Consider the following 26,503-nt stretch of genomic DNA (forward strand, 5'->3'; position numbering starts at 1 on the left):
TGCCCAAGTTAAATCCCTTACCAGTTATTTCTATACCAGCTCCTCAATCAAATATTCCTCCAATTACTCTTAGTATTGAGTCGGTAGATGGTTTTTAGGTATTGACTAATCTTGGCCATGCGGCCTTAAGTTGTAATAAATTTTTTGTAAGGAAGGATAAAAGCGCCCGCCTATCAGTAGGCGGTTTTTTATTTTTTGCTAAAGAAAATGCCCTTGGATTTGGAAAAACTTAATAAAGAGCAAAAAGGAGTAGCGAAAGCTAGGGTATAGCGAAAAACAAGTACTTCAATAACTGATTGAGGTATTTTTATTAATTCCACCGAGCAAGCTCCATAATCCAAAAATTCGTGGTAAAATGATAAAAATATGGAGCCGTTAGCATCAAAAATAAGACCGAAAATTTTGGAAGAATTTGTCGGTCAGGAGCATTTAGTCGGAGAAGGAAAGCCTTTTAATATAGCTATAAAACAAAAGCATTTGTTTTCTTTTATTTTATGGGGGCCTCCTGGAACCGGAAAAACTACTTTGGCCAAGATATATGCCAATAGTCTGAACGCAAAAATTTATGAATTGTCCGCGGTTTCGGCCGGAAAAGCGGATATCAGAAAAATACTAGAAGAAGACTCGGACGGAGTTCCTAAAGTTTTATTTTTAGACGAAATACATCGCTTTAATAAATCCCAGCAGGACTTTCTGCTTCCTTATGTTGAAAGAGGGGAGATAATTTTGATTGGCGCCACTACCGAAAATCCGAGTTTTGAAGTGATATCGGCTTTGCTTTCCCGATGCCGAGTTTTCGTTTTAAATGAACTTTCAGAAAATAACATAAAGGCCATTATTAAAAGAACCGGAATGAAAATGGATGAAGCGGCGGAAGATTGGCTGGTAAATGCGGCCAATGGCGATGCCAGACAAGTAATAACTTTGTTGGAAAACACCAGCGAACTTTATAAAAAGATTACGGTGGAAAATTTAAAAAACGTTCTCCAATCAAAGTTTTTGAGATACGACAAAGTCGGGGAAGAACATTACAACACTATTTCCGCCTTTATCAAAAGCATGAGAGCGAGCCAGCCTGATGCGGCTTTGTATTATTTGGCTCGGATGATTGATTCCGGCGAAGACCCAAAATTTATAGCCAGAAGAATGGTTATTTTTGCTTCCGAGGATATTGGTTTGGCTCAGCCCACAGCCTTAGTAGTGGCTAATGATGTTTTTCGGGCCGTGGAAATAATCGGTCTGCCCGAATGCGGTATTAATTTGGCTCACGGAGTAGCTCATCTGTGCCAGTGTAAAAAAGACAGAAGAGCCCATGATGCTTATATGGAAGCGATGGAAGACGTAAAAAATTTCGGCAATCTTCCTATCCCTTTAAGTTTGCGGAATCCTGAGACAAAATTAATGAAAGATTTAAATTACGGCAAAGGATACGAAAAATATTCCAAGGAATCTTTTCTGCCCGAAAAATTAAAAGGAAAAAAATATTTAAAATAATGCCCCTGAATCTGGAAAAACTTAATAAAGAGCAAAAAGAAGCCGTGGTTCATGGCCAGGGGCCGCTTTTGATTGTGGCCGGAGCCGGAACCGGCAAAACGACGGTTATCACCCAGAGAATAGTTAATTTAATTGAAAAGGAGAAAGTTAAACCTGAAGAAATATTGGCCGTCACTTTTACCGAAAAGGCGGCCGCGGAAATGGAAGAAAGGGTTGATATTCTTTTGCCTTATGGCTATGTGGATTTGTGGATTTCCACTTTCCATTCTTTCTGCGAAAGGGTCTTGCGCGATTACGCTTTGGATATCGGCTTGCCGGCGGATTTTAAGATTTTAGACAACACGGCCGGCTGGCTTTTGGTTTATCGCAATCTGGAAAAATTCAATCTCGATTATTACAAACCCCTGGGGAATCCGACCAAATTTATCCAGGCCCTGATTTCTCATTTTTCCCATTGCAAAGACCAGGCGATTTATCCCGAAGATTATTTAAAATACGCCGAAAAGCTGAAAACCCGGGATGACGCGCCGGAAGAAAATGAAACCGAGAGGATAAAAGAAGTGGCGAACGCTTACCATGTTTATCAGCGTTTGCTTTTGGAGAACAGTTCTCTGGATTTTGGCGATTTGATAAATTATTGTTTGAAATTGTTTCAGAAAAGGCCGCTGATTTTGAAAAAATATCGGGAAAAATTCAAATACATTTTAGTTGACGAATTTCAGGACACCAACTGGGCGCAATACGAGCTTATAAAAATCTTAGCGGCGCCGAAAAATAATCTGACCGTCTGTGCCGACGATGACCAATGTTTGCCGGGCAATTCAAAAATAGAGATTTTTGAGAACGATAAAATCAAAATAAAGGAAATTAAAAAAATTGAAATAGGCGATAAAGCATTAACAGCCGTAGGAAAAGGTCATATAGGGGTTGCTAATGTGAATAATGTTTTCGTCAAAAACAAGAGGGCAAAGATATTAACCGTTAAAACAGAAGGCGGCTATTCAGTAAGCGTGACAGATAATCATAAAATGTTTTGCTGTGTTCCAAGAACTGCTCGGCAGAATTATCATTATGTTTATTTGATGTTTAGAAAAAATTTGGGGTGGAGGATAGGGGTAACTGATGATTTAATTTTGCGGCTTAGGATAGAGCGTTCGGCAGATAAAATTTTGGCAATAAGGGCCTTTAACACTGATTCTGAAGCGAGATATCACGAAACATTGTGGTCGTTGAAGTACGGCATACCCACTTGTTGTTTTAAAAGCAGGGAAGGCATCGTTATCAAAGAAAATGAGTTGGCTAAATTATATAAGGAAATTAATACCGAAGATAATATACGGAAATTAGCTCAAGATTTAAATATTGACTTAGATTCGCCCCATTATTGTCTAGATGCCGTTAACAGGGGAAGAAGCGTCAGGATAATCATCAATTTGCAAATGTGCTACAGAAATTACCGAAGCAAGGAACACGTCAGAAGCGAGAAAACTCTGCTTTTGAATGGCTTGACAAGGCACAGGCTTTATTTGGAAACGTCAGACAAGCAAACAATTAAGAAGCTAAAAACAGCAGGATATATTCTTTATAAAGCGAGGAAAGGAATGAAATTAAACATAGAAGGAGGCGATGTAAAAGATCTTGAAGGAAAAGCAAGAGCGATAGAAAAAATTACAGGCGGATTCATAGAATATAAATTTAATGTTGCGAGCAAATACAGCAAGCCGTCAGGCACGGCACGAAATTATATGTCTTTGATTATGCCCGCAAAAAATTTAGTTTTAGGACACTATCTTCCGGTAAAAAAAGGCGCTGAGATAATTTACGATAAAATAATTTCAATTAAAGAAGTTGATAAAAAAATAAAAGTATATGATTTGGAAATCGACAAAACCCATAATTTTATAGCCAACGGAATAGTGGTCCACAATTCTGTTTATAGGTGGAGAGGGGCATCTTATAGCAACATAGTCCAATTCAATAAAGATTTCCCGAAAGCCGAGCAAATTTCTTTGGTTAAAAATTACCGGTCCGGCCAGAATATTTTGGATTTGGCTTATAAATTCATAAAAGCCAATAATCCCGACCGCCTTGAATACGTAAATAAAATAAACAAGGAATTAATCGCCCAGGAAAAAGGTGAAGGCAAAATAGAGCATATTTTGGCGAAGAACCTGGAAGAAGAAGTTGATAAAACAATAAAGAAGATCTTAGGGATTCTTAAAAAAGACAAAGACGCCGGTTATAACGATTTTGCGATTTTAGTCAGAGCCAATGACGCGGCCAATCCTTTTATTAAGGCCCTGGAGCGCGCGGGCTTGCCTTATCAATTTTTGGCTTCAAGAGGGCTTTATTCAAAGCCGGTTATTTTGGACGTAATCTCATATTTCAAACTTTTGGATAATTACCACGAGAGCCCGGCGGTTTACCGGATCTTGAATATGCCATTTTTGGAAATCCCGCCCGCGGATATTATGAAGCTTACTCAATACAGCCACAAAAAAACAAAGTCGCTTTATGAGGCGATGGAAGAGCTTCCTCTAATTCCGGGAATTTCTCCGGAAGTTCAGGAAAAAATCCTTTTCGTTTTGAGCTTGATTAAAAAACACGCCATTTTTGCCAAAGAAAAATCGGTCTCGGAAATAATGATTGCATTTCTTAAAGAGTCGGGATATATAAAATATTTAACGAAAAAAGACGACAAAGAACAGTTTGATTTACTCAATCAATTCCATAAAAAAGTGAAGAATTTTGAGAGTGCGGCAATAGAGCCGACTTTAGGCAATTTTATGCGGGAAATAAATCTTGAGATAGAATCCGGCGAAGAAGGAAAGCTTGAATTTGACCCCGAGCAAGGCCCGGACATGATAAAAATAATGACTATCCACGGAGCTAAGGGCTTGGAATTCAAATATGTTTTTTTGGTTAATATGGTGGATAAAAGATTTCCGACAATGGAAAGAAAGGATTTAATTGAGCTACCCGAAGATTTAATCAAAGACATAAAGCCAACTGGGGATGTTCATTTGCAGGAAGAAAGGCGCATTTGCTATGTGGCCATTACCAGAGCCAAGAAAGATATTTATTTCACTTCGGCTGAAGATTATGGCGGGGTGAGAAAAAAGAAATTGTCTCGCTTTCTGATTGAAATGGGATACCAGGAAAAAACTGAAAAACCGAAAAACTTAAAAACTCAAAACGAAATGCTCGCGGAGAAACCGATTTCGGTCGGGACAAAAAACAAGCCGATGCCGGATTATCTGCCGAAACATTTTTCGTATTCGCAATTGGCGGCTTTTGACAAGTGTCCGTTGCAGTATAAATTCGCTTTTATTCTGAAGGTTCCGACCAGAGGCAAGGCCGTGTTTTCTTTCGGGAAGACGATGCATAATACTTTTTATGAATTTTTAAAATACGCCAACGAAGGCAGCGCGAGCAATCAAACAAATTTGTTCGGGTTTGAAGAAAAAACAATTAAGGCCGGTAAAAAAGCCCTGTCTGCCGGCAGGCATGAAAAATCTTTAGATTTAGACGATTTAACGGAAATTTATGAGAAAAACTGGATTGACGAATGGTATGAGAGTAAAAAACAAAAAGAGGATTATCGCAAGCTCGGCAGGAAAATAATTAAAGATTTTTATGATGAATTTGTAAAAAATCCGCCGAAAGTTTTAAAAATCAATAATGCCTTTGCTTTGGAAATGCCGTTTAACCTGAAAATAGGGGGATATGCCTTATACGGCGTGGTGGACAGAATTGATGAAGAGGATGGTGGCGTGACCATCATTGATTACAAAACAGGAAATTCTAAAGACAAGCTGTATCCGGGCGATAAAGAACAATTGTTGATTTATCAGATAGCGGCTGAAGAGATATTCAAACTAAAGCCCCAAAAATTGGCTTATCATTATTTAACCGACGGCAAGAAAGCGTCTTTTCTCGGAACGGAAAAAGAGAAAGAACAGCTGAAAGAAAAAATAATCCAAGAGATTGAAGAAATAAAAGGCAGTGATTTCAAGGCGAAGCCGAGTCAGCTTTGCGCTTTCTGCGATTTCAAGGATATTTGCGATTCCGCTCAGAGATAGGTAATAATAAATAATATGAACGGGCAAAACAGAGAAGACGTAAAAATCGGTTCGAGAGTGGAAGTCGTACTAAAGGCGGATCAAAAAACAGGAACGCTTACCTCGGGAACAGTGGCGGAAATTTTGACCAATTCCGGTTTTCATCCGCATGGGATTAAAGTGCGTCTGGAAGACGGGCAAGTCGGTCGGGTGCAAAACATCGTGTCGCCCGCAAATTAACCATTTTTCAGCCAATTTATAAAATGATTTCTTTAATTTATGAAACTAAGGATTTTATCGCGGTTAATAAACCGTCCGGAGTTTTGGTTCATCCGATTGAAAGCCAAAAAGAGCAAACTGAATTAACATTGGTTGATTGGGTTTTGGAAAGATACCCCGAAGTAAAAAATGTCGGAGATGACCCGATAATTCGGCCGGGAATCGTTCATCGGCTGGATCGCGACACTTCCGGAGTGATTATAATCTGCCGCAACCAGCAGTTTTTTGAATATCTGAAAAATCTTTTCAAAACTCACCAGATTAAAAAGACATATCTGGCCTTAGTTTGGGGGAAACTGGAACCGAAATCCGGCGAAATAAACGCCCCAATCGGCATTAAAAGCGGAACAATAAAAAGAACCGTCTGCCAGAGAAAAGCTAAAGACATAAAGGAGGCGATAACAGAATATAAAGTTTTAAATTATTATCAGTATAAATCAGATTTAAATCAGCATGAATCAGCGACTTTCAGCTTGCTGAAAGTAACTCCTAAAACCGGTCGGACGCATCAGATTAGAATTCATTTGGCGTCAGTCAATCATTCGGTGGTGGGAGACAAGCTTTATGGTTTTAAAAAACTGAAAATACCGTTTGATTTAAACCGGCAATTCCTTCATGCTACTTCTTTGGAGTTTAGTTCGGCTGACGGGCATCGTATTAAACTTGAAGCTGAATTGCCGGAAGAACTCAGAAGGATTATTGACACGCTTGACGAAAAAAGTTAAGCTAAATAACTATGGAAAAAGAGATTTTGGAAAAAATAAAACCTGGCGTTACTATCCGGGTTCATGAAAAATTCAAGGAAGGGGAAAAAACCCGGACTAGTCTTTTTGAAGGAACGATTCTTGCCCGCAAGCACGGCTCGGAAATCGGGGCGACTTTCACTGTCCGAAGAGTGAGCCAGGGAGTAGGCATGGAAAAGATTTTCCCGATTCATTCACCGAATATTTATAAAATAGAAATTTTAAGAAGCCCTAAGGTGAGGCGGGCGAAACTTTATTATCTGCGGAGAGAATCCGAAAAAGAAGTCCGGCGAAAACTTAAAAAAGAAATGGTCAAAACCGTGGCCGCCAAGAAAACAGAATTAACCGAGGAACCGGTGGAAGTTCAAATCAACGAAAATTCGGTAAAATAAAAACCCAAAAGCCCAGGTGGCGGAACTGGTATACGCGTGCGTTCGAGGGGCGCATGCCGCAAGGATTGAGGGTTCAAATCCCTCCCTGGGCACATTATCCTTGCTTAATAATCGGTTTTTTGTTAATATTAAAATACCCAAGCGGGTATTTTAATTTTGTCTATATGGCTAAAAAACAGGGAAAAATTAAGGAAAAATCAATAAAAAAAGGAACCGCTGAAGCTACTCCGGCTAAAGAGAAGGAGGTTTCTTACGAAGCCAAGGATATCTATGTTTTGGAAGGGCTGGAACCGGTCAGAAAACGTCCGGCGATGTATATCGGCTCAACCGGCGTTGACGGGCTTCATCATTTAATTTGGGAAGTAGTGGACAACTGCATTGACGAGGCGATGGGCGGTTACGCCAAAAATATCAAAGTGGAATTGTTTAAAGATAACCGGGTGGCGGTGGCTGATGACGGCCGCGGCATTCCGGTAGATATTCATCCTCACACTAAAAAATCGGCCTTGGAAACCGTGTTGTGCACTTTGCATGCAGGTGGAAAATTCGGGGGCGAATCATACAAAGTGGCAGGCGGGCTTCATGGTGTCGGCGTTTCGGTGGTCAACGCTTTATCAAGATGGCTGCGGGTTGAGGTTTGTCGAAACGGCAATCTTTATTCGCAGGAATACAAAGAAGGCAAGCCGCAATACAAAGTCAGAAAAGAAGGGAAATGCGGGCAGACGGGGACTAAAGTAATTTTTGAACCTGATACGAAGATTTTTCAAGCGGTTGAATTTGATTTGAAAAAAATAATCGGCCATCTCCGACAGCAGGCCTATTTGACGCCGAAGTTAAGAATAGAAATTATTGACAATCGTTCGGAACAGACCGAGGCCTATGGTTTTTATTTTGAAGGAGGACTTAAATCTTTTGTTAAATATTTAATCGGGAACAAAGAACCGATTCAAAATCAAATTTTTCATCAAAGCCGGAGTTACGAAAAAATTTTGGTGGAATCGGCTTTTACTTACACCAACGACATTGAAGTTCAGGAAATAAGTTTCGCTAATAATATTTATACCCCCGATGGCGGGATGCATTCAACCGGTTTTCGGTCGGCTTTGACCAGAACTATTAATGATTTCGGCCGCCGCGAGGGCTATCTTAAAGAATCCGAGGAAAATTTAATCGGCGAGGATGTCCGCGAAGGTTTGGTGGCGGCGGTGTCGGTAAAATTAGGGGAACCTCAATTTGAGGGGCAAACCAAAGCCCGGTTGGGCAATCCGGAAGCCCGAACTGCGGTGGAAACCGTAGTCAATGAAGCACTTAAGGAATTTTTTGAGCGTTATCCATCTGACGGCCGAAGGATTGTTGAAAAATGTCTTTTGACGGCTAAAGCGCGGCAGGCGGCCAAAGCGGCCAAAGAAACGGTTTTGAGAAAAGGGGCTTTAGAAGGAATGACTTTACCGGGAAAATTAGCTGATTGCAGTTCTCGCAGTCCCGAAGAATCAGAGCTGTTCATCGTTGAGGGCGATTCGGCCGGCGGAAGCGCCAAGCAGGGCCGCGATAGGCGGACTCAGGCCATCTTGCCTTTGCGGGGCAAAATTCTTAATGTGGAAAAATCAAGAATGGACAAGATGCTGATGAACCAGGAAATAAGGAACTTGGTTATCGCCATCGGCACGGCTATTGGTGAAGCCTTTGATCTTTCAAAACTTCGCTATCATAAGGTGATTATTATGACTGATGCCGATACTGACGGCGCTCACATCCGGACCTTGTTGTTGACTCTTTTTTACCGCTATCTTGTGCCTATAATTGAAAACGGGCATCTTTTTATCGCCCAGCCGCCGCTTTTCCGTCTTCAGAAAGGCAAGGAAGTCCATTATGCTTACAAAGAAGCGGAACGGGACCGTATTCTTAAATTATTTTCTGACGATGGGAAAACCGGCGTGACTATCCAACGCTATAAAGGTTTGGGAGAAATGAATCCCGAACAACTCTGGGAAACAACGATGAATTCCGATTCCCGCCAGTTGAAACAGGTGATGATAGAAGATGCGGTTGAAGCCGACCGGCTTTTTGATATTCTCATGGGGGAGGAAGTGGAGCCCCGGAAGAATTTCATCCAGGCGCATGCCACCGCCGTTAAAAATTTGGATATTTGATTCTTCATTTACAAATTCCAATTTTAATATATAATCTTAAATTATGCTCACTAAGATCAAAAATTTTCTGCAGGAAGCCATACAGGAATTCAAAAGAATCAATTGGCCTTCACGCCAAGAAGCTACCCGTTACACTTTATTTGTGATTGTTTTTTCTTTGGCAACGGCGGCATTCTTAGGATTAATTGATTTCATTTTTCTTTTTCTGTTAAATAAATTTTTTATAAAATAAAATGCCCAAACAAGCGCCAAAACAAGAACGCCATTGGTATGCCATTCACACTTATTCCGGCTATGAAGATGCCGTAGTTCGCTATTTAAAACAGAGATTAGAATCTTTGGAAATGCAGGAAAAAATTTTTGAGGTATTAGTTCCAAAGGAGAAAAAAATTAAAATAAAAAACGGTAAGCGTCAGCAAATTGAAGAAAAAATTTATCCCGGATATGTCTTGGTTGATATGATTTTGGACGATGATTCCTGGTATGTGGTCAGAAATACGCCAAGGGTAACCGGTTTTGTCGGGGCGGAAAGCACCAAGCCGACCCCGCTTTCTAAAGAAGAAATTGAAAGTTTGATGGCGAAGATGGGCGAGAAGGAAGCGAAATTCAATATTGACTTTAAGGTGGGAGAAATGGTAAAAATTGTTGATGGCCCCTTCAGAGACCATGACGGCAAAATAGCGGAAATTATAGAAGAGCACGGCAAGGTTAAAGTGAAGGTTCCTATTTTCAGCCGTGAAACCATAATTGAATTAGATATGTTGCAGGTAAAAAAATTATAATATGGCAAAACTAATAAAAATAATTACAAAATTGCAGATTCAGGCCGGCAAGGCCAATCCGGCGCCTCCGGTGGGCACGGCCTTAGGCCCGCATGGAGTTAATATCGGGCAATTCTGCTCTCAATTCAATGAAGCAACCAAGGAAATGAGTGATGTTATTCCGGTTGTGATTACCATTTATCAGGACCGAAGTTTTGAATTTAAGCTGAAAACCCCGCCGGTTTCGGCTTTGCTTAAAAAAGCCGCTGGTTTGGAAAAAGGCTCCGGTGATCCGTTGAAAACCAAAGTGGGGAAAGTAACCAAGGAAGATGTCCGCAAAATTGTTGAAAGGAAAATGGTGGATTTGAACACCGACAGCATAGAATCGGCCGAGAAAATTGTAGCAGGAACGGCGAGAAGCATGGGGATTGAGATAGAAAAGTAGAAAGATAAATTGACCCCTAAGGCCTTCTGATTTAGAATCAAATCAGAAGGCCTTTTTATTTTAATGCGCAAAAATCCCTATAAAGGAAAATTTATTGTTTTTGAAGGATTGGATGGTTCCGGGAAAAGCGTTCAGATGGAGCTTTTAGATAGATTCTTAAAAAAAGGTGGATTTGACGTTGTTTTGACAAAAGAACCAACGATGGATTCGCGCGCCGGCAAAACGATTCGTCTTGTTTTGGAAAGAAAGAAAAAAATTTCGCCTAAAAAACTTCAGGCGTTGTATAGCCAGGATAGAAAAGCCCATCTAACCGGGCTTATTATGCCTAATCTCAAAAAAGGTAAAGTTGTTATTTCTGACAGATATTGTTTTTCGTCTTTTGCCTATGGAAGCATGGGAGTGCCGTTAAGCTATCTTCTAAAAATTAATGATAAATTTTTATTGCCTGATTTGGTTTATTTTATAAATACCAACCCGGAAACCTGTATTTCACGGATAGAAAAAAGAGGGAAGAAGAAAACTCTGTTTGAGTATAAAGAAAAATTGGAAAATGTTTATCAAAATTATAAAAAAATTCTCAAGAAATTCAAAAATGTTATCATAATTGACGGAGAGAAAAGCATCAAAGAAACACACCGGCAGATAATTAAAAAGATTATAAATTATGTATAAACCCACTATTGGTTTGGAAATTCACTCTGAATTAAAGACCAGAAGCAAAATGTTTTGTGCTAGTCCGAATAACCCCGATGAAACCCGGCCTAATTTCAATGTTTGCCCGATTTGCCTGGGGCATCCCGGAACCCTGCCGGTTATTAACGAAGAAGCCGTAAAATCAGTTATCAAGCTGGGCTTGGCTGTTGCCGGGAAAATTCCTTTAGTTTCCCGTTTTGACCGCAAAAGTTATTTTTATCCCGACTTGCCCAAAGGTTATCAGATTTCCCAATATAAACAGCCGTTGGTGGAGGGCGGAACTTTGAACGGCGTTAAAATCACCAGAGTCCATTTAGAAGAAGATACTGGCACGCTTTCTCATGATAAAGAAAATCACAGTTTGGTGGATTTCAACCGCGCCGGCGTTCCTTTAATGGAATTAGTTACCGAGCCGGATATCAGAAGCGGTGAAGAAGCGGTGGCTTTTGCCAAAGAATTACAGCTTATTTTACGGTATCTGGATATTTCCGAGGCCAATATGGAAAAAGGGCAAATGCGGGTGGAGGTAAATATTTCGCTTCGTGAAATCGCGGATATCAGCATGAATCAGTTTGATAATCAGCATGAATCAGCGTCTACCTTAGGAACTAAGGTAGAAGTAAAAAATTTAAATTCTTTTAAGTCGGTGAAAGAGGCGGTTGATTATGAAATAAAAAGACAGACTGAAATTTTAGAGGAGGGGAAGCAGGTGATACATGAAACCCGCGGCTGGGATGACGTAAAAAGAATAACAGTCAGTCAGCGCAGTAAGGAAAAAGCCCATGATTATCGTTATTTTCCGGAACCGGATTTGCCGCCGCTGGATTTAGTCAAATTTAATATTAAAGAATTGAAAGATTCGCTTCCGGAATTGCCGGCGGCAAAAAGAAATCGTTTTGAAAAAGAATATGGCCTGACGCTGGCCCAGGCGGAAATTCTCATTGAAGATAATTATATCGCCGGATATTTTGAAAAGGCCGTGAAGGAACTTAAACTTCTGGCTTCAGATTATAAACCCCAAGTTTTGTTTAATTATTTAACTTCAGACTTTTTTGGCTTGATAACCGAACAGGGGATTTCTTTAAAAGAATCAAAAATCAATCCGCGGCAGTTAGCCGAACTAACGGGTTTGATTATTGAAAATAAAATTTCCAGCCGAATCGCCAAGGATGTTCTGGGAGAAATGTTTTTATCCGGCTTAAACCCGCGGCAGATTATCCAGGAAAAAGGATTAAGTCAGATTTCTGATGAAGCGATAATTAAAAAAACTATAGAGGAGGTGATAATGGAAAATTCGGCGGCCTTGTCTGATTATAGAAAAGGCAAAGCCAATGCCTTGCAATTTTTAATCGGTCAGGCGATGAAAAAGCTCAAAGGCCAAGCCAACCCTGAAATCCTGAAAAATCTTTTTGAAGAATCTTTACGATAATCAAAAGATTTACTATTGTAATTCCACGATCGTGGAATTACAATAGTAAAAATTTATTTGCCATTGAACGGGCCTGATTTTCCGTCTTAATCCAAATAATACTTTTATCCCTTTTAAACCAGGTTATCTGGCGTTTGGCGTAGCGGTAAATTTCTTTTTTCATTTGCTCGGTCATTTCTTCATAAGAAATCAAACCGCGCAGATAATCGGCGGCCAGCCGGTATTCCAAGCCCAATTCCCCAAACCGTTTCCAGTTTAGTCCTTTTTTGTGGAGTTTTTCTATTTCTTCAATCAGACCTTTTTTCAGCGTTTTTTCCAATCTTTGATTGATTAACTGCCGAAGTTCGTTTGGTGTTTTTTTGATGCCTATTTTTAATACCGCAAACGCGGTCGCTGATTTCCGCTGATTCCGCTGATTTACGCTGATAGCATTTCGCTCTAACGGCGGTACGGGAGATCCGGTTGTGATAACGATTTCCAGGGCCCTGACTAATCTTCTTCGGTTGCAAGGGTCAATATTAGCCGCTCTTTTGGGATCAAATTTCTGAAGCATCCGGAAAAGTTCTTCTAATGATTTTTTTTCAAGCCGTTTTCGCAAACCTTTCTGAGGAGCCACGGCCGGCAATTTATAATCATAAATCAAAGCGTCAATGTAAAATCCGCTGCCGCCGACTATTATTGGAAATTTATTTTTTTTAAAAATTCCATTCAGGATTTTTTTGGCCGCTTTTTGATATTGGACCACAGTATAAGTTTTTTGCGGCTTAACAATGTCAATCATATGATGTTTGACGCCTTTCATTTCTTTTTTGGTTATTTTTTCCGTGCCGATATTCAGTCCTTTATAAATCTGGCGGGAGTCAGCCGAAATTATTTCGCCGTTAAATTTCTTGGCGATTTTAATGGCCAATTGCGATTTCCCGGAAGCCGTCGGCCCGAGAATGACGATGATTTTATTATTTATATTTTTCATTTATTTCATTATAAACCATTTTGGTTGATTTTTTTAAAAAAAAGTGTCCCGATAGTTATCGGGACACTGTGCTATAAGGAGGTGAATTAAATATTGGGGATTTTTATCAGGAATCCGACTGGTAGCGCTCTGACTTGATCGGGGCAAGAACCAAGATTGTTAAGCCAAGCGGTATGTTTCCAATTTTTTCCGGCCAATTTGAACAAGGTATCGCCCGGCATAATTTTGTGTATGTACCCGGGGAATTTAATTATTCTACCCGCTTGCAGATTGTCGGCGTCTTTAATATGGTTGAATTTAGCGACTTTTAACGCATTTATTCCCCCAAAGAGACTATATAGAGTGTCTCCGGTTTTTACTTTATAGCTCAAGAGCGGGCGGTTTTCCGCGGTTTTGAGTTTTCTGGAAAGCAAAGAAACTTTCTGGGAAAGGTGGCCTATCTGAACTTCTTTTTTCTGTATTTGCTGTTTCGCGAGCGCAACTGTCTGCTGCGACTGGGAAAGCTGATTATTCTTGGAGTTAAATGCGAATGCCAAGCCGACTATCAAAACCAGGCTAATCAGTCCGATTATCACATTAGATATTTTCATTGCGTTCCCTCCTTCTGTAAAACGTCCTGCGCTGCCGGCAATCCGGCCAGGATTGCTTTGGACGGCCCTTCCTTACGGGCGTTGGTCACCGCGCCAAAATTAGCACGGGGGACTTGTCGGTGCGCAGGGTATTGGTTAATAAATTAATGGAAATAAACAGGCAGTTTAAGGTCGTGCCCGCGACCGCGTACAACAGCCTTCTTTGCAATGAGCGACCGATCTAATCAGCCAGCGAATATTGTTTCTTGCCATTTTTACACCTCCTTTTAGTTAGATTTTTATGTTAAAAAGCTTTTTAAAGCAAAGCAAAGTTTTAACTTTATGTCAAGACGTTTGCGGAAATTCTGTCGTTAAATGGTTTTGTCCGCGATCTCTTTTTTGATTTGCTCAAGAAGTTTTTCCAGTTTGATTTCTCCTTCCTGGCCGCGGCGGTAGTGGCGGATATTAACGGTATCGTTTTGAAGTTCTTTGTCGCCGACAACCAGAACATAGGGAATTTTTTGGATTTCGGCTTCGCGGATGCGTTTGGAAACCGTCAGGTTTTCGTCGCTAAGAGAAACGCGGATGCCGTTTGCTGATAGCTGTGAATTAATTTCTTGAGCGTAAGTTATATGGGCGGCTCCGATATTGATTATTTGCGCTTGGACAGGGGATAGCCAAAGCGGCAAGGCGCCGGCGTAATGCTCCAGCAACATTCCGAAAAATCTTTCCAGCGAGCCCATCAGCGCGCGGTGAATCATATATGGCCGGTGGGTTTTGCCGTCTTTATCAACGAATTCCATTTTGAATTTTTCGGGCATATTGAAATCAAACTGGATGGTGGAGCATTGCCATTCGCGGCCAAGGGCGTCTTTTATTTTAATGTCTATTTTTGGGCCGTAAAAAGCGCCGCCGCCTTCGTCAACGGAATAATCAAGTTTGGAATCTTTTAAGGTTTTTTCAAGGGCGAGGGTGGCTTCCTCCCACATTTTTTTACTGCCGACTGATTTTTTTTTGGGCTTGGTGGAAAGATAAATATGAAAATCATTAAAGCCGAAACTTTTCAAAATATAAAAACAGAAATCCAGAACTTTTTTGATTTCAAAAGGCATTTGTTCGGGGGTGCAGATTAAATGGGCATCATCCTGAGTGAAACCGCGGACGCGCAAAAGTCCATGGAGAACTCCGGCTTTTTCGTAGCGGTAAACTGTTCCAAGTTCCGCCCAACGCATCGGCAAATCCCGATAAGAGCGGATGCGGTTTTTGTAAATTAAAATATGGAACGGGCAGTTCATCGGTTTGATATAATATTCGTTTTCGTCTATTTCCATCGGGCTGTACATATTTTCTTTGTAAAAATCCAAATGGCCGCTGGTTTCCCAGAGGGTTGATTTGCCGATGTGCGGTGTGAAAACGATTTCGTAGCCGTTTTGATAATGAGCCTGGCGCCAAAAATCTTCTATTATTACCCGGATGCGGCCGGCCTTGGGGTGCCAGTAGATTAAGCCGGGCCCGCCCATGCTTTCGTGAATACTGAATAAATCCAAATCCTGGCCTAAGCGGCGGTGGTCGCGTTTCTGGGCTTCGGCGATTGTACTGATATAGCCGTCTAATTCTTTTTTGGTTTCAAAAGCCAGGCCGTAAATCCGGGTGAGCATCGGATTTTTTTCATCGCCTTTCCAGTAAGCTCCGGCAATTTTTATCAAATTAAAAGCTTCTGGGTCTATTTCTTTGGTGTTTTTAATATGAGGTCCGGCGCATAAATCAACAAATTCTCCATTTTGATAAACGGTGATTTGTTTAGAAGGCAGATCTTTTAATAGTTCTAATTTATATGGCTGGTTTTTGAATATTTTTTTGGCTTCGGCTTTGGAAACTAATTTTCTTTTGAAAGAAATATTCTGCTTTATCAATTCTTTCATCCGCTTTTCTATTTTCGGCAAATTTTCGGGAGACAACCCGCCTTCGCCAGAGGCTTTGGCGGGCAAGTCAAAATCATAATAAAAGCCGTTTTCAATGGCCGGCCCGATGCCGAATTTTACGCCAGGAAAAATTTCGCCGACCGCTGCGGCCATAATATGGGATAAAGAATGGCGGATTTTATTTAATTGGATATCAGGCATGATTTTCACCCCGTTAGAAGTCTGGTTCATGTTTAATAATGATTATTATTTTAATTAAAAATTCATATTTGATTAACCTATCTGTTATGACAGAAAAATTTCTATAGAAATTTTTCTGTTCAAGACTTCTAATGGGGTTCATAATTCTCTTGCTTCGTTGCAGATAACTTTAGTTTCTCCGTTTCTTAGGGAAAGCTGGCCGTTTATCATCAAGATATTATTTTCTTTCCAAAGATTGGGATTTTTGGAAAAAGTTTCGGAGAAAACAATGACTTCCAAATTATCGCTTAAATCTTCAATTTTGACAAACAGCATCGGTTGGCCCCTCTTGGTTATAATTCTCTGGATACTGGAAACCACACCGGCCACTTTAAGCCGGGCCCGGTCTTTGAGCCCGCCATTCATTGTCTCTTTTATCGGCTGGACGCGATTTTCTTTGAGTTGATTGGTATATCTTTTAAGGGGATGGTCGGAAATATAAAGTCCCAAAAGTTCTTTTTCCCAGGATAATTTCGTTTTGGCATCGGCGGCTTCAACCTGATTCAGTTTAAGTGAAGTTAATTTTGGCTGGTAATTGAAAAGGCTGTTCTGGTTGCTTAATTTATTTTTTTTACTCAAAGAATTAAATTTCAATAATTCTTCGCTGTTTGATAGGGCGGCCTGTCTTTCAATGCCCATTGAATCAAGGCAGCCGCTTTTTATCAAACTTTCCAGGGATTTTTTATTAAGGTCGCGGTGGTTAACCCGGTTGAGAAAATCCGGCAAACTTTCAAACGGTCCGCCCCGGCCGCGTTCTTCAATCATTATAGAAACGATATTGGCGCCGATGTTTTTAACGGCTAAAAGTCCGAAACGGATATTGTTGGAATTTTCCGGAGCGAAATCGGTATAACTTTTATTGATGTCAGGCGGTAGGACGATAATATTTGCTTTTCGGGCCTCATTAACCAGAAAGGCGATGCGTTCAATGTCATCGGTGTTGGCGTTTAATAAGCTGCTAAAAAATTCCACCGGATAATGAGCTTTGAGATAAGCGGTTTGATAACCGATAAGGGCGTAGCAGGTGGCATGGCTTTTATTAAATCCGTATTGGGCAAATGGTTCAAACCATTGCCAGATTTTTCGGGCGGTTTTTTCTTCAATGCCGTTTTTGATCATGCCTTCAATCATTTTTTCGGCCTGGGCCTGAAGCAGGGATTTTATTTTTTTACCTACCGCCTTTCTCAAAATATCGGCTTCGGTCAGAGAAAAACCAGCGAGGTCGCGGGCGATGGTCATTAGTTGTTCCTGATAAATGGCAACACCATAAGTTTTGGCCAAAATTGGCTCCAACCGCGGATGAAGATAAGTGATTTCTTCCTGGCCGTGTTTCCGGCGGATATATTGGGGGATCAATTCCATCGGCCCCGGCCGGTATAAAGAAACCATGGCGATAATATCCTCAATTTCACTCGGTTTTAATTGTTTTAAGTAGCCGCGCATACCAGAACCTTCCAGCTGAAAAATTCCGGTGGTTTCGGCGGCGCGCAGAAGTTCAAAAGTTTTTTTATCATCAAGAGGAATTTTATTGATGTCAATTTCTTTTTGATAAATGTCTTTTATTAATTTCAAAGTGTTTTCAATAATGGTCAGGTTGCGGAGGCCCAGAAAGTCCATTTTCAGAAGTCCTAAATCTTCAATGCTGTGCATTTCAAACTGGGTAATGATGATATCTTTGTTTTGCGGCGCATATTGAAGCGGCAAATAATTAGTAAGAGCTTCTTTTGAAATCACCAGGCCGCAGGCATGGACCGAGGCGTGACGGGCAACACCTTCCATTTTTTTCGCTGAGTCAATTAATTTTTTGGCGTTGGCATCGTGCTCATAAAGGTCGCGCAGTTCGGTTACTTCTTCAAGCGCTTTCTCTAAGTTAAATTGAAAAGGAATCATTTTGGCGGTTTGGTCGCAAAAGCCGTAGGCGAAACCTAAAGCCCGGCCGGAATCGCGAATCGCCGCCCGAGCCGCCATTGTTCCGAAAGTGATAATTTGCGCCACCCGGTCGGTGCCGTATTTTTCCCGGACATAAGCCACCACTTCATCGCGCCGGACATCGGTAAAATCAATGTCAATATCGGGCATCTGAATACGGTCGGCGTTCAAAAATCTTTCAAAAAGCAGGTCGTATTTTAAGGGATTAATATTGGTTATGTCTAAAACATAAGAAACCAGACTGCCGGCGGCCGAGCCCCGGCCGGGCCCGACAACGATGCCCCGCTGTTTTGCCCAGGCAATAATATCCCGAACAATCAGGAAATAATCGGCAAAGCCGGTTTTTTCAATCACAGAAAGCTCGTAATCAAGCCGTTTTTTTATTTCCTCGGTGATTTCGGAAAAACGACTGGCTAATTTTTCATTAACAAGATTGCGGAGATAAGAATTAGAGGTTTGGCCTTCGGGAACGGGGAAGTCCGGCATGAGAATTTTTCCCAATTCAATTTCCAAATTACAGCGGTCTGCAATTTTAATAGTGTTAGTAATCGCTTCCGGAGTTTCTTTGAAAAATTCGGCCATTTGTTCCGGAGAGCGCATAGAGAAATCGTCAGTGAAAGTGAGCCGGCCGGGATCATCTACCGTATTGCCTGTTTGGATTGCCAGAAGAATTTCATGATAAGGCGCGTCTTCTGATTTAAGATAATGAATGTCCTGAGTGGCTACTAAAGGCGCTCCGGTTTCTTTTGAGAGTTCAATGATAGCTTGATTAATTTTTTCGGAATCTTTTATTCCGGGGTGATGGCCGATTTCCAAAAAGAAATTTTCCGGGCCGAAAATGTTTTGATATTCAAGAATTTTTTCTTTGGCCACCGAAATTTTTTCCGCCGCAATCAGCCGCGAAATTTCTCCGGACAGGCAAGCTGAGGTCGCAATAATTCCCTCATGGTGTTGCGCTAAAAGTTCCTTATCAATTCTTGGCTTATAATAAAATCCTTCCAAATTTGATTTGGTCACTAATTGGAGAAGATTTAGCCAGCCAGTTTTATTCTGGGCCAGAAGAATTAAATGATAGGGCCGGTCGTCAATTCGGGAACGCTTATCAAATCGGCTTTGGGACGCTAAATACGCTTCCACGCCGATAATCGGTTTGATTCCGGCTTTTTTTGCCTTTTGGTAGAACTCAATCGCCCCATAAAGATTTCCATGGTCGGTTATCGCCAGAGCCTCCATGCCTAATTCTTTGGCGCGGTTAATTAAATCGTCAATTTTCGCCAAGCCGTCAAGCAAGGAATAATGGGAATGAGTATGGAGATGGACGAATTTCATTTTGATATTAACATCATAATTCTTTTGCCAAAAAAACAAAACCCCCACGCCATGTGAGGGTAAAAGATCACTTCGAAATTTCGGAGTGGTTTGACAGGCATGTTTTATTATTATTAAATAATGTGAAGTCAAACAGCAAATTAACAAATTAATATAAGGAGGTGGAAGATGAATTTAAGACAGCATATTAATATGGCAAGGGGATTGGGGATTGCTCATGCAACCGCAGTTATAGTTAATTTTAAGATGGGATTGAGAAGCGGCGACCCTAAAGAAACAGATATCAGTCAATTAACTAAGGAGGAAAAACAGATTCTGATTAATGCGGGTTTGCTGAAAAAAATGAGGAGGTGAAAAAAATGGCGAGAGGATGTCCTGAATGTGGCAGTGAAAAAATTGTAAATGAAAATACCGGCAAAGATTTAAAGATCAAGCTTTTTGGGGAAATTTTTTATATTTGTAAAGATTGCGATTGCGAATGGACGCATTGTTATGCTGTCGGTTTCAAGGTCACTCGCCATGGAAAATTCTTCAAAAAGAAAAACAAGATTCAAATCCAAGTCCGAAAAAGAGGATTAATTGTCTCTTAAAAAGTAAAGTTAGATATTTATTCCAAAAGCCCTGAGTTTTTACTCAGGGCTTTTTATTTATTTCCACAACACAATTTAAATTACTAAATTCAATTACTATTGTAATTCCACGATCGTGGAATTACAATAGTAAAATTGGAGTTGAACTTCTTTTGCCGGGTTTGACCTTTTTTTAGAAATATCATAAGATTAATTATTATTAATTGTATTTAGTGTGAGTAATTTGTAGTTAGGAATAAATTTTTCGTTTCTAATTACTAATTACTCAATTACTAATTACTTAAATTTTGAGCAAAGCGAAAAATTTATGGGTGGCGTACCAACAAAACATCATTCAAAATCAAAAGTCGGCCGGAGACGGTCTCAACTCTTTTTAAAGAAAGGCAAATTTGCGGTTTGTCCGGTTTGCGGCGGCCCGAAATTGTCTCATTGTTCTTGTCCGCAGTGCAAGAAATAAAGAGTTTGCCATAGATTTTTTTATCCGCCTTGCCCGGCGGATTTAAAATTTATATAATAATGGTATGGCATCTCGTCAATTAGCTCGCTCAATAGTTTTACAATCGCTTTACGAATGGGATTTTTACGGCCAAAAGGCCGACCTTATAAAAATTATTGAACGCAACTTAAAAGAGTTTGCGCCGGGTTTGGACGAACCGGAATTTGTCTGGCGCTTAACGCAAGGCGTGATTGACCACAAAGACGAATTGGACAAAATAATCGTGAGCGCGGCTCCCGAATGGCCGTTAAACCAGATTTCCATTGTTGACCGCAATGCTTTAAGAATTGGCCTTTATGAATTGCTTTACGCCGATAAAAAAGAAGTGCCGGATAAGGTGGCGATTAACGAAGCCATTGAAATAGCAAAAAATTTCGGCGGTCCCACTTCGGGAAAATTCATCAACGGCGTTTTGGGAACGGTTTATAAAGAAATAGAAAAATCAAGAAAGCAGACAGCCGCTATCGGCTAGTTATTTTAATTTATATGGATTCTTCAAAATTAGAAAAAGAAATAGGAGTTGAGTTTAAAAATAAAAATTTACTCAAAGAGGCATTAACCCATCGCTCCTATCTTAATGAAAATCCCAGTTGGGGACAGCACAATGAACGGATGGAATTTTTGGGCGATTCGGTTTTGGAATTAATCACTTCAGATTTTCTTTACAAAAAATATCCCGGCCGGAACGAAGGGGATCTTACTGTTTTACGGGCCGCTTTGATAAATTATCAGATGCTGGCTCAGGTGGCCCGGGAAATTGATTTGGAAAATTACATTCTTCTTTCAAAAGGCGAAGCCAAGGACACGGGCAAGGGCCGGGAGGCGATTTTGGCTGACGCTTTTGAAGCGCTTCTGGCGGCTATTTATTTGGACCGGGGGTATGAAATCGCCGAAGGTTTTATTCTTAAGTTTTTATTGCCTCATCTTGAGGAAATTGAGAAAAAACAGCTTTACCGAGACCCCAAAAGTTTTCTTCAGGAAATGATTCAGGAACAATCCAAGGTAACTCCGACTTATCAGGTTTTAGAAGAAAGCGGGCCGGATCATCAGAAGATTTTTCGGGTCGGGGTTTACGTCAACGAGAAATTAATTGCCGAGGGCAAGGGTTTATCTAAGCAGGAAGCGGAGGTTAATGCCGCCGGCCAGGCGTTATCCTCGCTGTAGCTTGCGGTTGCAAGCGCCGGGTTTTATTTTCCTCGGTTTTTGTTTATAATAAAAAATAGATTTAAGTTTTAAAATATGAATTATATCCCTCTTTCTATTTTATTAGTAATAGTATCAGTTCTTATTTGGTTATTTTTGGCTCGCAAAGCGAGACAAAAATCAGCCGGCCATTCCGTTCCCCAACAACGATCCGTGCTTTTGTTGAAATTTCCCAAGGAGGAAAAAACGGAAAAAAATTTCAAAGATGAAATCGGGCTTTCTGAAAAATTTTTCAATTTATTGAGTAATTTTGAAAACTCGGTTATTTTTGAGGTTGCCGTTCATCACGTCGGCGAGGAAATACATTTTTATCTGATTGGCGACAAAAAAACGCTTAATTTTGTCGGCCGCCGGATTAGGTTGTTATGGCCCGGCGTCCAGTTGAATCTGGTTGAAGATTATGACATTTTTAATCCCCAGGGTTTCAACGAAGGGGCTTATCTGAAATTAGCCCATGAATTTTCATTGCCCATAAGAACTTATGAAGAATCAGACGCCGATACCTTTGCCCCGATTTTGGCGGTATTAGCCCGGTTGGAAGAAATAGGCGAAGGATCAGCTTTGCAAATAATTTTTAAGCCGGCGCCGAAATCAATCCGCCGGAAAATCGCCAATAAGAAAAAAATCGCCAGCCCCTTGTTTGAAGTCAATTTGCGTTTGGTGGTTTCGGCCGGAAGCCAGTTCCGGGCAAAAGAAATTTTTGAAAATTTAATCAACATTTTTTCGCGATTTTCCACCCTTAGTGAAAATGAACTGAAAGTGGTTAAGCCCAAAAATATTAAAAGATTTCATTTTGATTTTTCTTTCAGGGAATTTGACGAAGAACAGGCGATGATTTTAAACAGCGGAGAATTGGCCAGTATTTTCCATTTTCCAACCAGCTTTATGATTACGCCGAGAATCAAATGGTTGAAGTCAAAAGAAGCCAAATCGCCGGCTGGCATTTCAAATCGTGGCATTATTCTCGGCGAGAATGTTTTTCAGGGCCGGGTCCAGCCGGTTTATCTGGATTATCCAGACCGGGCGTATCATTTGGAAGTTATCGGGCAGGCCGGCACCGGCAAATCAACTTCTGTAATCAATATGGCTATTCAGGATATCAAACAGGGGAAAGGAGTGGCGATCATTGATCCCGAAGGCGACATTATCCAGGGGGTGGTCGGAAATATTCCCAAAGAACGCAAAGCAGATGTCATTTATTTTGACCCCACGAATATTCTGTACCCCTTCGGCTTGAATTTATTGGAATTCAATCCCGATAATCCTGAAGAAAAGAACTTTGTTATTGAAGAGACCTATGGCATTTTTCAGAAACTTTTTGCCAAGGAGGCGATGGGCCCGATGTTTGAAAAATATCTCAAAAATAGTTTGCGGCTTTTATTGAACGGCATTCAAGCCGAACCCGCTACCTTGCTTGATATTCCCCGGATTTTTACCGATTATGCTTTTCGTCAGAAAAAAATTCAACAAGCGGCAGATGCCGGTTTGACTGAATTCTGGAAAAACGAAGCGGCGCTTCACGAAATAACTCCGTTTATAACTTCAAAATTCAACAATCTTATCGCCAACGATTATCTCCGTCCGATTATCGGACAAACTAATTCAGCTTTCAATTTCCGTAAGGCCATGGACGCCGGGAAAATAATTTTAATAAATTTGGCCAAGAGTCGGCTGGGGGATATCAACGCCGATCTCTTGGGGATGATATTTGTTGAAAAAATATCCTTGGCGGCATTTTCGCGCATTGACCAGATTGAAGAGCGGCGCCGGCCCTTCTATCTGTATCTGGACGAATTTCACAATTATATTACCGATTCCTTGGCGGTTTCTCTCGCTTCGGTTTTCAAATATGGTTTGCATTTAAACGTTATTCACCGCTCAACCGACGAGCTTTCGCCGGCCCTTCTTAATTTGGTGAATAATTTCGGTTCTATTATTGTTTTCCGGGTCGGGCTGGATGATGCCCGGGTTTTAGCGGATAAATTTGAGCCGGATTTTTCCGTTAACGATTTAATCAATTTGGATAATTTTAACGCTTACAGCCGTATTCTTATAAAAGGAAATTTGTCCAAACCTTTTAATGTCAGGGTTTTGCTTCCGCCGGCGGCTGATTCGGTTTTAACCCAGGAGATTAAAAAATTGAGTCAAATCGTTTATAATCAAAATCGTCAGAAAGTGGAAATGGAAATTTATGAAAAAAGATCTTCTTCTCGTTAGTTTAATAGGTTTTTTCGCGGGCTGGCTGATTTTGCCGGTCGCCGCCAATCTTGGAATAAAAATCAGTCCCGCGCTGATTTTATTTTCAGTTTTCGGCTTTTCCGTTTTAGCCCCCATAATTTTGGCTGTTATTTTTTACTTCAGCCGGTTTTGGCCGGGCCTGCGTCAGTTCGGGAAATTTTGCGCGGTGGGCGTTCTCAATACCTTTTTGGGGTTCAGCGTTTTGAATTTATTGATGCATTTTACGGGCATCACCCGGGGTCTTTTCTATAGTTTGTTCCTGGTGGCAGCTTTTTTTGTGTCTGCCACCAACAGCTATTTCTGGAATAAATTCTGGTCTTTCCAGAGCCGGACCGCGGCCAGTCCGTCTGAGTTTTCCCGTTTTCTTTTCTTTACCTTTATCGGTCTTTTAATAAATAATACCGTTGCTTCTTTTTTGAATAACGTGATAGGGCCGTTAGGCGGTATCAGTCCTATTATCTGGGCTAATATTTCAGCAGTCGTGGCAATCGCTTTTTCTTTTCTGTGGAATTTTTTCAGCTACCGTTTCCTGATTTTTAAGAAGCCCCAAGCTCAAATTAAACAATAAATAAAATGAAACCATTTTTATCAGTTATTATTCCCGCCTACAACGAAGCCAATCGTTTGCCTCTGACTTTAGTTGACGTCAGCAAACGCCTTTCGTCGGTTGATTACGATTATGAAGTTATCGTGGTTGATGACGGTTCCCGTGACGCCACTGTGGAGGTTGCCAAAAGATTTTGTCATCTTATGAAAAACCTTCGGGTGATTGGAAACAAAGAAAATCACGGTAAGGGCTGGGTGGTTAGGCAGGGGATGCTTGAAGCCAGGGGACAGTGGCGGCTTTTTATGGACGCTGATAACGCCACTTCGGCGGACCAATTCAGCAAAATGATTCCTTATCTTTCCGATTATCAGATAATTATCGGCTCCCGCGACATCAAAGGCGCAAAACTGGTGCCGCCCCAGCCGTTTTATCGGCGCTGGCTGGGAAATGCCGGCAATCTGATTATTCAGCTTTTGCTTTTGCCGGGCATCTGGGATACCCAATGCGGGTTTAAATGTTTTTCCGAGGAAGCCACTCTTAAAATATTTCCGTTGCTTAAAACTAACCGTTGGGCTTTTGATATTGAAACTTTGGCCTTAGGGAAAGAACTTGGCTATAAAATCAAGGAAATTCCCGTGGTTTGGGTTAATGACTTTCGTTCCAAAGTAAAGGCGTCGGCTTATCTTCAGGTTCTTTGGGAGACCCAAAAAATCCGCTGGTGGCTGTGGCTTGGCAAATACAATTTACGAAATAAGAATTTATAAAAGAATATGGTTTTAAAAAATATAAAATTCCCTTCGGAATTAAGATTGGATTTGGTTTCCAAGGATTGGGTGGTGATTGCCACTGGCCGCGCTAAAAGACCGGAAATTTTCAAAAAAGAAAAGCGCGAAAAAAAAGAAATTTCCAAAAACCAATGCCCTTTCTGTGATATCAGGAAACAAGAACCGCCGACGCTGATTTTCGTGAACGGCAAAAAAATTAATTTTAAGCCCGGCGATAAGATTCCCGGGAATTGGACGACAATCGTCATTCCTAATAAATATCCGGCTTTCAGGCCGGGCAAAAGTTTGAATAAGCGCATTGAAGGAAATTTATTTCAGAGAATGAACGCCGTGGGTTTTCATGAAGTGGTGGTTACTAAAAATCACGAAAAACCATTAGCCCGATTTTCAAACAAGGAAATTAAAGAAGTTTTGGATGTTTATCAGGAGCGGTATTTGAAATTAAAGGAAAAAAAATTCGTCAATCATATTTCTATTTTTCAAAATCACGGCCAAGAAGCCGGGGCTTCGGTGGCCCATCCTCACTCCCAAATAATCACCACGCCGCTGATTGACGTTGATTTAAAAAAGGCCCTGTCTAATTCCAGGGAATATCAGAAGGCCAATAAAAAATGCATTTATTGCCGGATGAATGATTGGGAAAGAAAAGTCAGAAAAAGAGTGGTTTTTGAAAATAAAGAATTTTTGGTTATTTGTCCTTTTGCTTCCAAAATGGCTTTTGAAATGATTATTTCTCCCAAAAAACATCTCGCTCATTTTGAAAAAATCACCGAAAAAGAAAAAGAGTATCTGGCCGAGGCCTTCAAAATCGCCTTACACGCGCTTTATAAAGGGCTGAATAACCCGGCTTACAATTTTTATCTGCATACCGCTCCTTCAAACGACAACGGAAATCACGATTATTATCACTGGCATTTCACCATTTTGCCGAAGATTGCGATTCCGGCCGGATTTGAACTCGGGGCCAGAATGGAAATATCTACCATTGAACCGGAGAAAGCAGCGGAATATTTAAGAAAAAATATATGAAGAATAATAAAACGATAATCGCAAATTGGAAAATGAACCCGGCTTCACTAAAAGAAGCGGATATACTTTTAAAGAGAATATGGCTTGGCCAAGATAAAAAATTAGGCAATTTGGATTTGATAATCACGCCGCCTTTTATTTATTTGGAGCCGTTATTATTGAAAGCCAAAAGTTTGAGGTTAAAAGTTAAATTCGGAGCGCAAAAT

24 protein-coding genes and 1 tRNA gene are annotated in these 26,503 nt (G+C 40.7%); 21 read left to right on the top strand and 4 right to left on the bottom strand.

Features of this window, described 5'->3' with window-relative positions; translation table 11 throughout:
• The first annotated feature begins 366 nt into the window (after positions 1 to 366).
• From Q8N22_03010 to gatB, 12 genes are all read left to right on the top strand, one after another.
• On the top strand, positions 367 to 1,494 hold the full coding sequence (locus tag Q8N22_03010) for a replication-associated recombination protein A (protein MDP3052894.1): 1,128 nt from the start codon (positions 367 to 369) through the stop codon (positions 1,492 to 1,494).
• Positions 1,494 to 5,576, top strand: a complete 4,083-nt coding sequence (locus tag Q8N22_03015; GenBank protein ID MDP3052895.1) for a UvrD-helicase domain-containing protein — start codon at positions 1,494 to 1,496, stop codon at positions 5,574 to 5,576. The genes Q8N22_03010 and Q8N22_03015 overlap by 1 nt, the downstream gene beginning before the upstream one ends.
• Positions 5,577 to 5,591: 15 nt before the next feature.
• Positions 5,592 to 5,795, top strand: coding sequence for a YwbE family protein (locus Q8N22_03020; protein MDP3052896.1), 204 nt, complete (start codon positions 5,592 to 5,594; stop codon positions 5,793 to 5,795).
• A gap of 23 nt (positions 5,796 to 5,818) precedes the next feature.
• Positions 5,819 to 6,559, top strand: coding sequence for an RluA family pseudouridine synthase (locus Q8N22_03025; protein ID MDP3052897.1), 741 nt, complete (start codon positions 5,819 to 5,821; stop codon positions 6,557 to 6,559).
• Positions 6,560 to 6,570: 11 nt separating this feature from the next.
• Complete coding sequence (rplS, locus tag Q8N22_03030) at positions 6,571 to 6,969, top strand: 50S ribosomal protein L19 (GenBank protein MDP3052898.1); 399 nt, start codon at positions 6,571 to 6,573, stop codon at positions 6,967 to 6,969.
• Between the two features lie 10 nt (positions 6,970 to 6,979).
• Positions 6,980 to 7,061 (top strand) — tRNA-Leu (locus Q8N22_03035).
• Positions 7,062 to 7,133: 72 nt separating this feature from the next.
• Entirely contained in the window at positions 7,134 to 9,119 is a 1,986-nt protein-coding gene (gyrB, locus tag Q8N22_03040) for a DNA topoisomerase (ATP-hydrolyzing) subunit B (GenBank protein ID MDP3052899.1), read from the top strand.
• A 43-nt stretch (positions 9,120 to 9,162) separates the two neighbouring features.
• Entirely contained in the window at positions 9,163 to 9,351 is a 189-nt protein-coding gene (secE, locus tag Q8N22_03045; GenBank protein ID MDP3052900.1) for a preprotein translocase subunit SecE, read from the top strand.
• Position 9,352: 1 nt separating this feature from the next.
• On the top strand, positions 9,353 to 9,901 hold the full coding sequence (gene nusG, locus Q8N22_03050) for a transcription termination/antitermination protein NusG (GenBank protein MDP3052901.1): 549 nt from the start codon (positions 9,353 to 9,355) through the stop codon (positions 9,899 to 9,901).
• 1 nt (position 9,902) lies between these two features.
• Positions 9,903 to 10,325, top strand: a complete 423-nt coding sequence (gene rplK / locus Q8N22_03055; GenBank protein MDP3052902.1) for a 50S ribosomal protein L11 — start codon at positions 9,903 to 9,905, stop codon at positions 10,323 to 10,325.
• Between the two features lie 63 nt (positions 10,326 to 10,388).
• Positions 10,389 to 10,997, top strand: coding sequence for a dTMP kinase (gene tmk / locus Q8N22_03060; protein ID MDP3052903.1), 609 nt, complete (start codon positions 10,389 to 10,391; stop codon positions 10,995 to 10,997).
• Positions 10,990 to 12,447, top strand: a complete 1,458-nt coding sequence (gene gatB / locus Q8N22_03065) for an Asp-tRNA(Asn)/Glu-tRNA(Gln) amidotransferase subunit GatB (protein ID MDP3052904.1) — start codon at positions 10,990 to 10,992, stop codon at positions 12,445 to 12,447. The genes tmk and gatB overlap by 8 nt, the downstream gene beginning before the upstream one ends.
• A 37-nt stretch (positions 12,448 to 12,484) precedes the next feature.
• Here gatB and miaA read toward each other — a convergent pair whose 3' ends face one another.
• The 4 genes from miaA to Q8N22_03085 all read right to left on the bottom strand — a co-directional run bounded on the left by miaA (position 12,485) and on the right by Q8N22_03085 (position 19,409).
• On the bottom strand, positions 12,485 to 13,420 hold the full coding sequence (gene miaA / locus Q8N22_03070; protein ID MDP3052905.1) for a tRNA (adenosine(37)-N6)-dimethylallyltransferase MiaA: 936 nt from the start codon (positions 13,418 to 13,420) through the stop codon (positions 12,485 to 12,487).
• Between the two features lie 86 nt (positions 13,421 to 13,506).
• Positions 13,507 to 14,010, bottom strand: a complete 504-nt coding sequence (locus Q8N22_03075) for a LysM domain-containing protein (protein ID MDP3052906.1) — start codon at positions 14,008 to 14,010, stop codon at positions 13,507 to 13,509.
• Positions 14,011 to 14,360: 350 nt separating this feature from the next.
• Entirely contained in the window at positions 14,361 to 16,142 is a 1,782-nt protein-coding gene (gene thrS / locus Q8N22_03080; GenBank protein MDP3052907.1) for a threonine--tRNA ligase, read from the bottom strand.
• Between the two features lie 108 nt (positions 16,143 to 16,250).
• Positions 16,251 to 19,409, bottom strand: coding sequence for a DNA polymerase III subunit alpha (locus Q8N22_03085; GenBank protein ID MDP3052908.1), 3,159 nt, complete (start codon positions 19,407 to 19,409; stop codon positions 16,251 to 16,253).
• Between the two features lie 168 nt (positions 19,410 to 19,577).
• On the opposite strand from Q8N22_03085, the gene Q8N22_03090 reads away from it, so the two are divergent.
• The 9 genes from Q8N22_03090 to Q8N22_03130 all read left to right on the top strand — a co-directional run.
• Positions 19,578 to 19,763, top strand: coding sequence for a hypothetical protein (locus Q8N22_03090; GenBank protein ID MDP3052909.1), 186 nt, complete (start codon positions 19,578 to 19,580; stop codon positions 19,761 to 19,763).
• Positions 19,764 to 19,768: 5 nt separating this feature from the next.
• Positions 19,769 to 19,999 (top strand): hypothetical protein, encoded by a 231-nt coding sequence (locus Q8N22_03095; protein ID MDP3052910.1) that lies wholly within the window; start codon positions 19,769 to 19,771, stop codon positions 19,997 to 19,999.
• A gap of 521 nt (positions 20,000 to 20,520) precedes the next feature.
• A complete protein-coding gene (gene nusB, locus Q8N22_03100) occupies positions 20,521 to 20,967 on the top strand; it encodes a transcription antitermination factor NusB (GenBank protein ID MDP3052911.1) in 447 nt (148 codons plus the stop codon).
• A gap of 14 nt (positions 20,968 to 20,981) precedes the next feature.
• Positions 20,982 to 21,659 carry a ribonuclease III gene (gene rnc / locus Q8N22_03105; GenBank protein ID MDP3052912.1) on the top strand — a complete coding sequence of 226 codons (678 nt, stop codon included), beginning with the start codon at positions 20,982 to 20,984 and terminating at the stop codon, positions 21,657 to 21,659.
• Positions 21,660 to 21,734: 75 nt separating this feature from the next.
• Entirely contained in the window at positions 21,735 to 23,915 is a 2,181-nt protein-coding gene (locus Q8N22_03110; protein MDP3052913.1) for a hypothetical protein, read from the top strand.
• Positions 23,890 to 24,504, top strand: a complete 615-nt coding sequence (locus Q8N22_03115) for a GtrA family protein (protein MDP3052914.1) — start codon at positions 23,890 to 23,892, stop codon at positions 24,502 to 24,504. The genes Q8N22_03110 and Q8N22_03115 overlap by 26 nt, the downstream gene beginning before the upstream one ends.
• Positions 24,505 to 24,509: 5 nt before the next feature.
• A complete protein-coding gene (locus Q8N22_03120) occupies positions 24,510 to 25,247 on the top strand; it encodes a glycosyltransferase family 2 protein (protein ID MDP3052915.1) in 738 nt (245 codons plus the stop codon).
• Positions 25,248 to 25,253: 6 nt separating this feature from the next.
• On the top strand, positions 25,254 to 26,297 hold the full coding sequence (gene galT, locus Q8N22_03125) for a galactose-1-phosphate uridylyltransferase (protein ID MDP3052916.1): 1,044 nt from the start codon (positions 25,254 to 25,256) through the stop codon (positions 26,295 to 26,297).
• Positions 26,294 to 26,503, top strand: a 210-nt coding sequence (locus Q8N22_03130) for a triose-phosphate isomerase (protein ID MDP3052917.1), incomplete at its 3' end; no start/stop codon positions are given. The genes galT and Q8N22_03130, both read left to right, overlap by 4 nt.

The sequence above is a fragment of the bacterium genome, from assembly GCA_030693325.1.
In the GTDB taxonomy this organism is placed as follows: Bacteria; Patescibacteriota; Minisyncoccia; order UBA6257; family MFKM01; genus MFKM01.

Bases quoted from the DNA above. Each gene is read 5' to 3' on its own strand.
- Q8N22_03010 (MDP3052894.1), top strand. From the start codon at position 367: ATGGAGCCGTTAGCATCAAAAATAAGACCGAAAATTTTGGAAGAATTT.
- Q8N22_03015 (MDP3052895.1), top strand. From the start codon at position 1,494: ATGCCCCTGAATCTGGAAAAACTTAATAAAGAGCAAAAAGAAGCCGTG.
- Q8N22_03020 (MDP3052896.1), top strand. From the start codon at position 5,592: ATGAACGGGCAAAACAGAGAAGACGTAAAAATCGGTTCGAGAGTGGAA.
- Q8N22_03025 (MDP3052897.1), top strand. From the start codon at position 5,819: ATGATTTCTTTAATTTATGAAACTAAGGATTTTATCGCGGTTAATAAA.
- rplS (MDP3052898.1), top strand. From the start codon at position 6,571: ATGGAAAAAGAGATTTTGGAAAAAATAAAACCTGGCGTTACTATCCGG.
- gyrB (MDP3052899.1), top strand. From the start codon at position 7,134: ATGGCTAAAAAACAGGGAAAAATTAAGGAAAAATCAATAAAAAAAGGA.
- secE (MDP3052900.1), top strand. From the start codon at position 9,163: ATGCTCACTAAGATCAAAAATTTTCTGCAGGAAGCCATACAGGAATTC.
- nusG (MDP3052901.1), top strand. From the start codon at position 9,353: ATGCCCAAACAAGCGCCAAAACAAGAACGCCATTGGTATGCCATTCAC.
- rplK (MDP3052902.1), top strand. From the start codon at position 9,903: ATGGCAAAACTAATAAAAATAATTACAAAATTGCAGATTCAGGCCGGC.
- tmk (MDP3052903.1), top strand. From the start codon at position 10,389: ATGCGCAAAAATCCCTATAAAGGAAAATTTATTGTTTTTGAAGGATTG.
- gatB (MDP3052904.1), top strand. From the start codon at position 10,990: ATGTATAAACCCACTATTGGTTTGGAAATTCACTCTGAATTAAAGACC.
- miaA (MDP3052905.1), bottom strand. From the start codon at position 13,420: ATGAAAAATATAAATAATAAAATCATCGTCATTCTCGGGCCGACGGCT.
- Q8N22_03075 (MDP3052906.1), bottom strand. From the start codon at position 14,010: ATGAAAATATCTAATGTGATAATCGGACTGATTAGCCTGGTTTTGATA.
- thrS (MDP3052907.1), bottom strand. From the start codon at position 16,142: ATGAACCAGACTTCTAACGGGGTGAAAATCATGCCTGATATCCAATTA.
- Q8N22_03085 (MDP3052908.1), bottom strand. From the start codon at position 19,409: ATGAAATTCGTCCATCTCCATACTCATTCCCATTATTCCTTGCTTGAC.
- Q8N22_03090 (MDP3052909.1), top strand. From the start codon at position 19,578: ATGAATTTAAGACAGCATATTAATATGGCAAGGGGATTGGGGATTGCT.
- Q8N22_03095 (MDP3052910.1), top strand. From the start codon at position 19,769: ATGGCGAGAGGATGTCCTGAATGTGGCAGTGAAAAAATTGTAAATGAA.
- nusB (MDP3052911.1), top strand. From the start codon at position 20,521: ATGGCATCTCGTCAATTAGCTCGCTCAATAGTTTTACAATCGCTTTAC.
- rnc (MDP3052912.1), top strand. From the start codon at position 20,982: ATGGATTCTTCAAAATTAGAAAAAGAAATAGGAGTTGAGTTTAAAAAT.
- Q8N22_03110 (MDP3052913.1), top strand. From the start codon at position 21,735: ATGAATTATATCCCTCTTTCTATTTTATTAGTAATAGTATCAGTTCTT.
- Q8N22_03115 (MDP3052914.1), top strand. From the start codon at position 23,890: ATGAAAAAAGATCTTCTTCTCGTTAGTTTAATAGGTTTTTTCGCGGGC.
- Q8N22_03120 (MDP3052915.1), top strand. From the start codon at position 24,510: ATGAAACCATTTTTATCAGTTATTATTCCCGCCTACAACGAAGCCAAT.
- galT (MDP3052916.1), top strand. From the start codon at position 25,254: ATGGTTTTAAAAAATATAAAATTCCCTTCGGAATTAAGATTGGATTTG.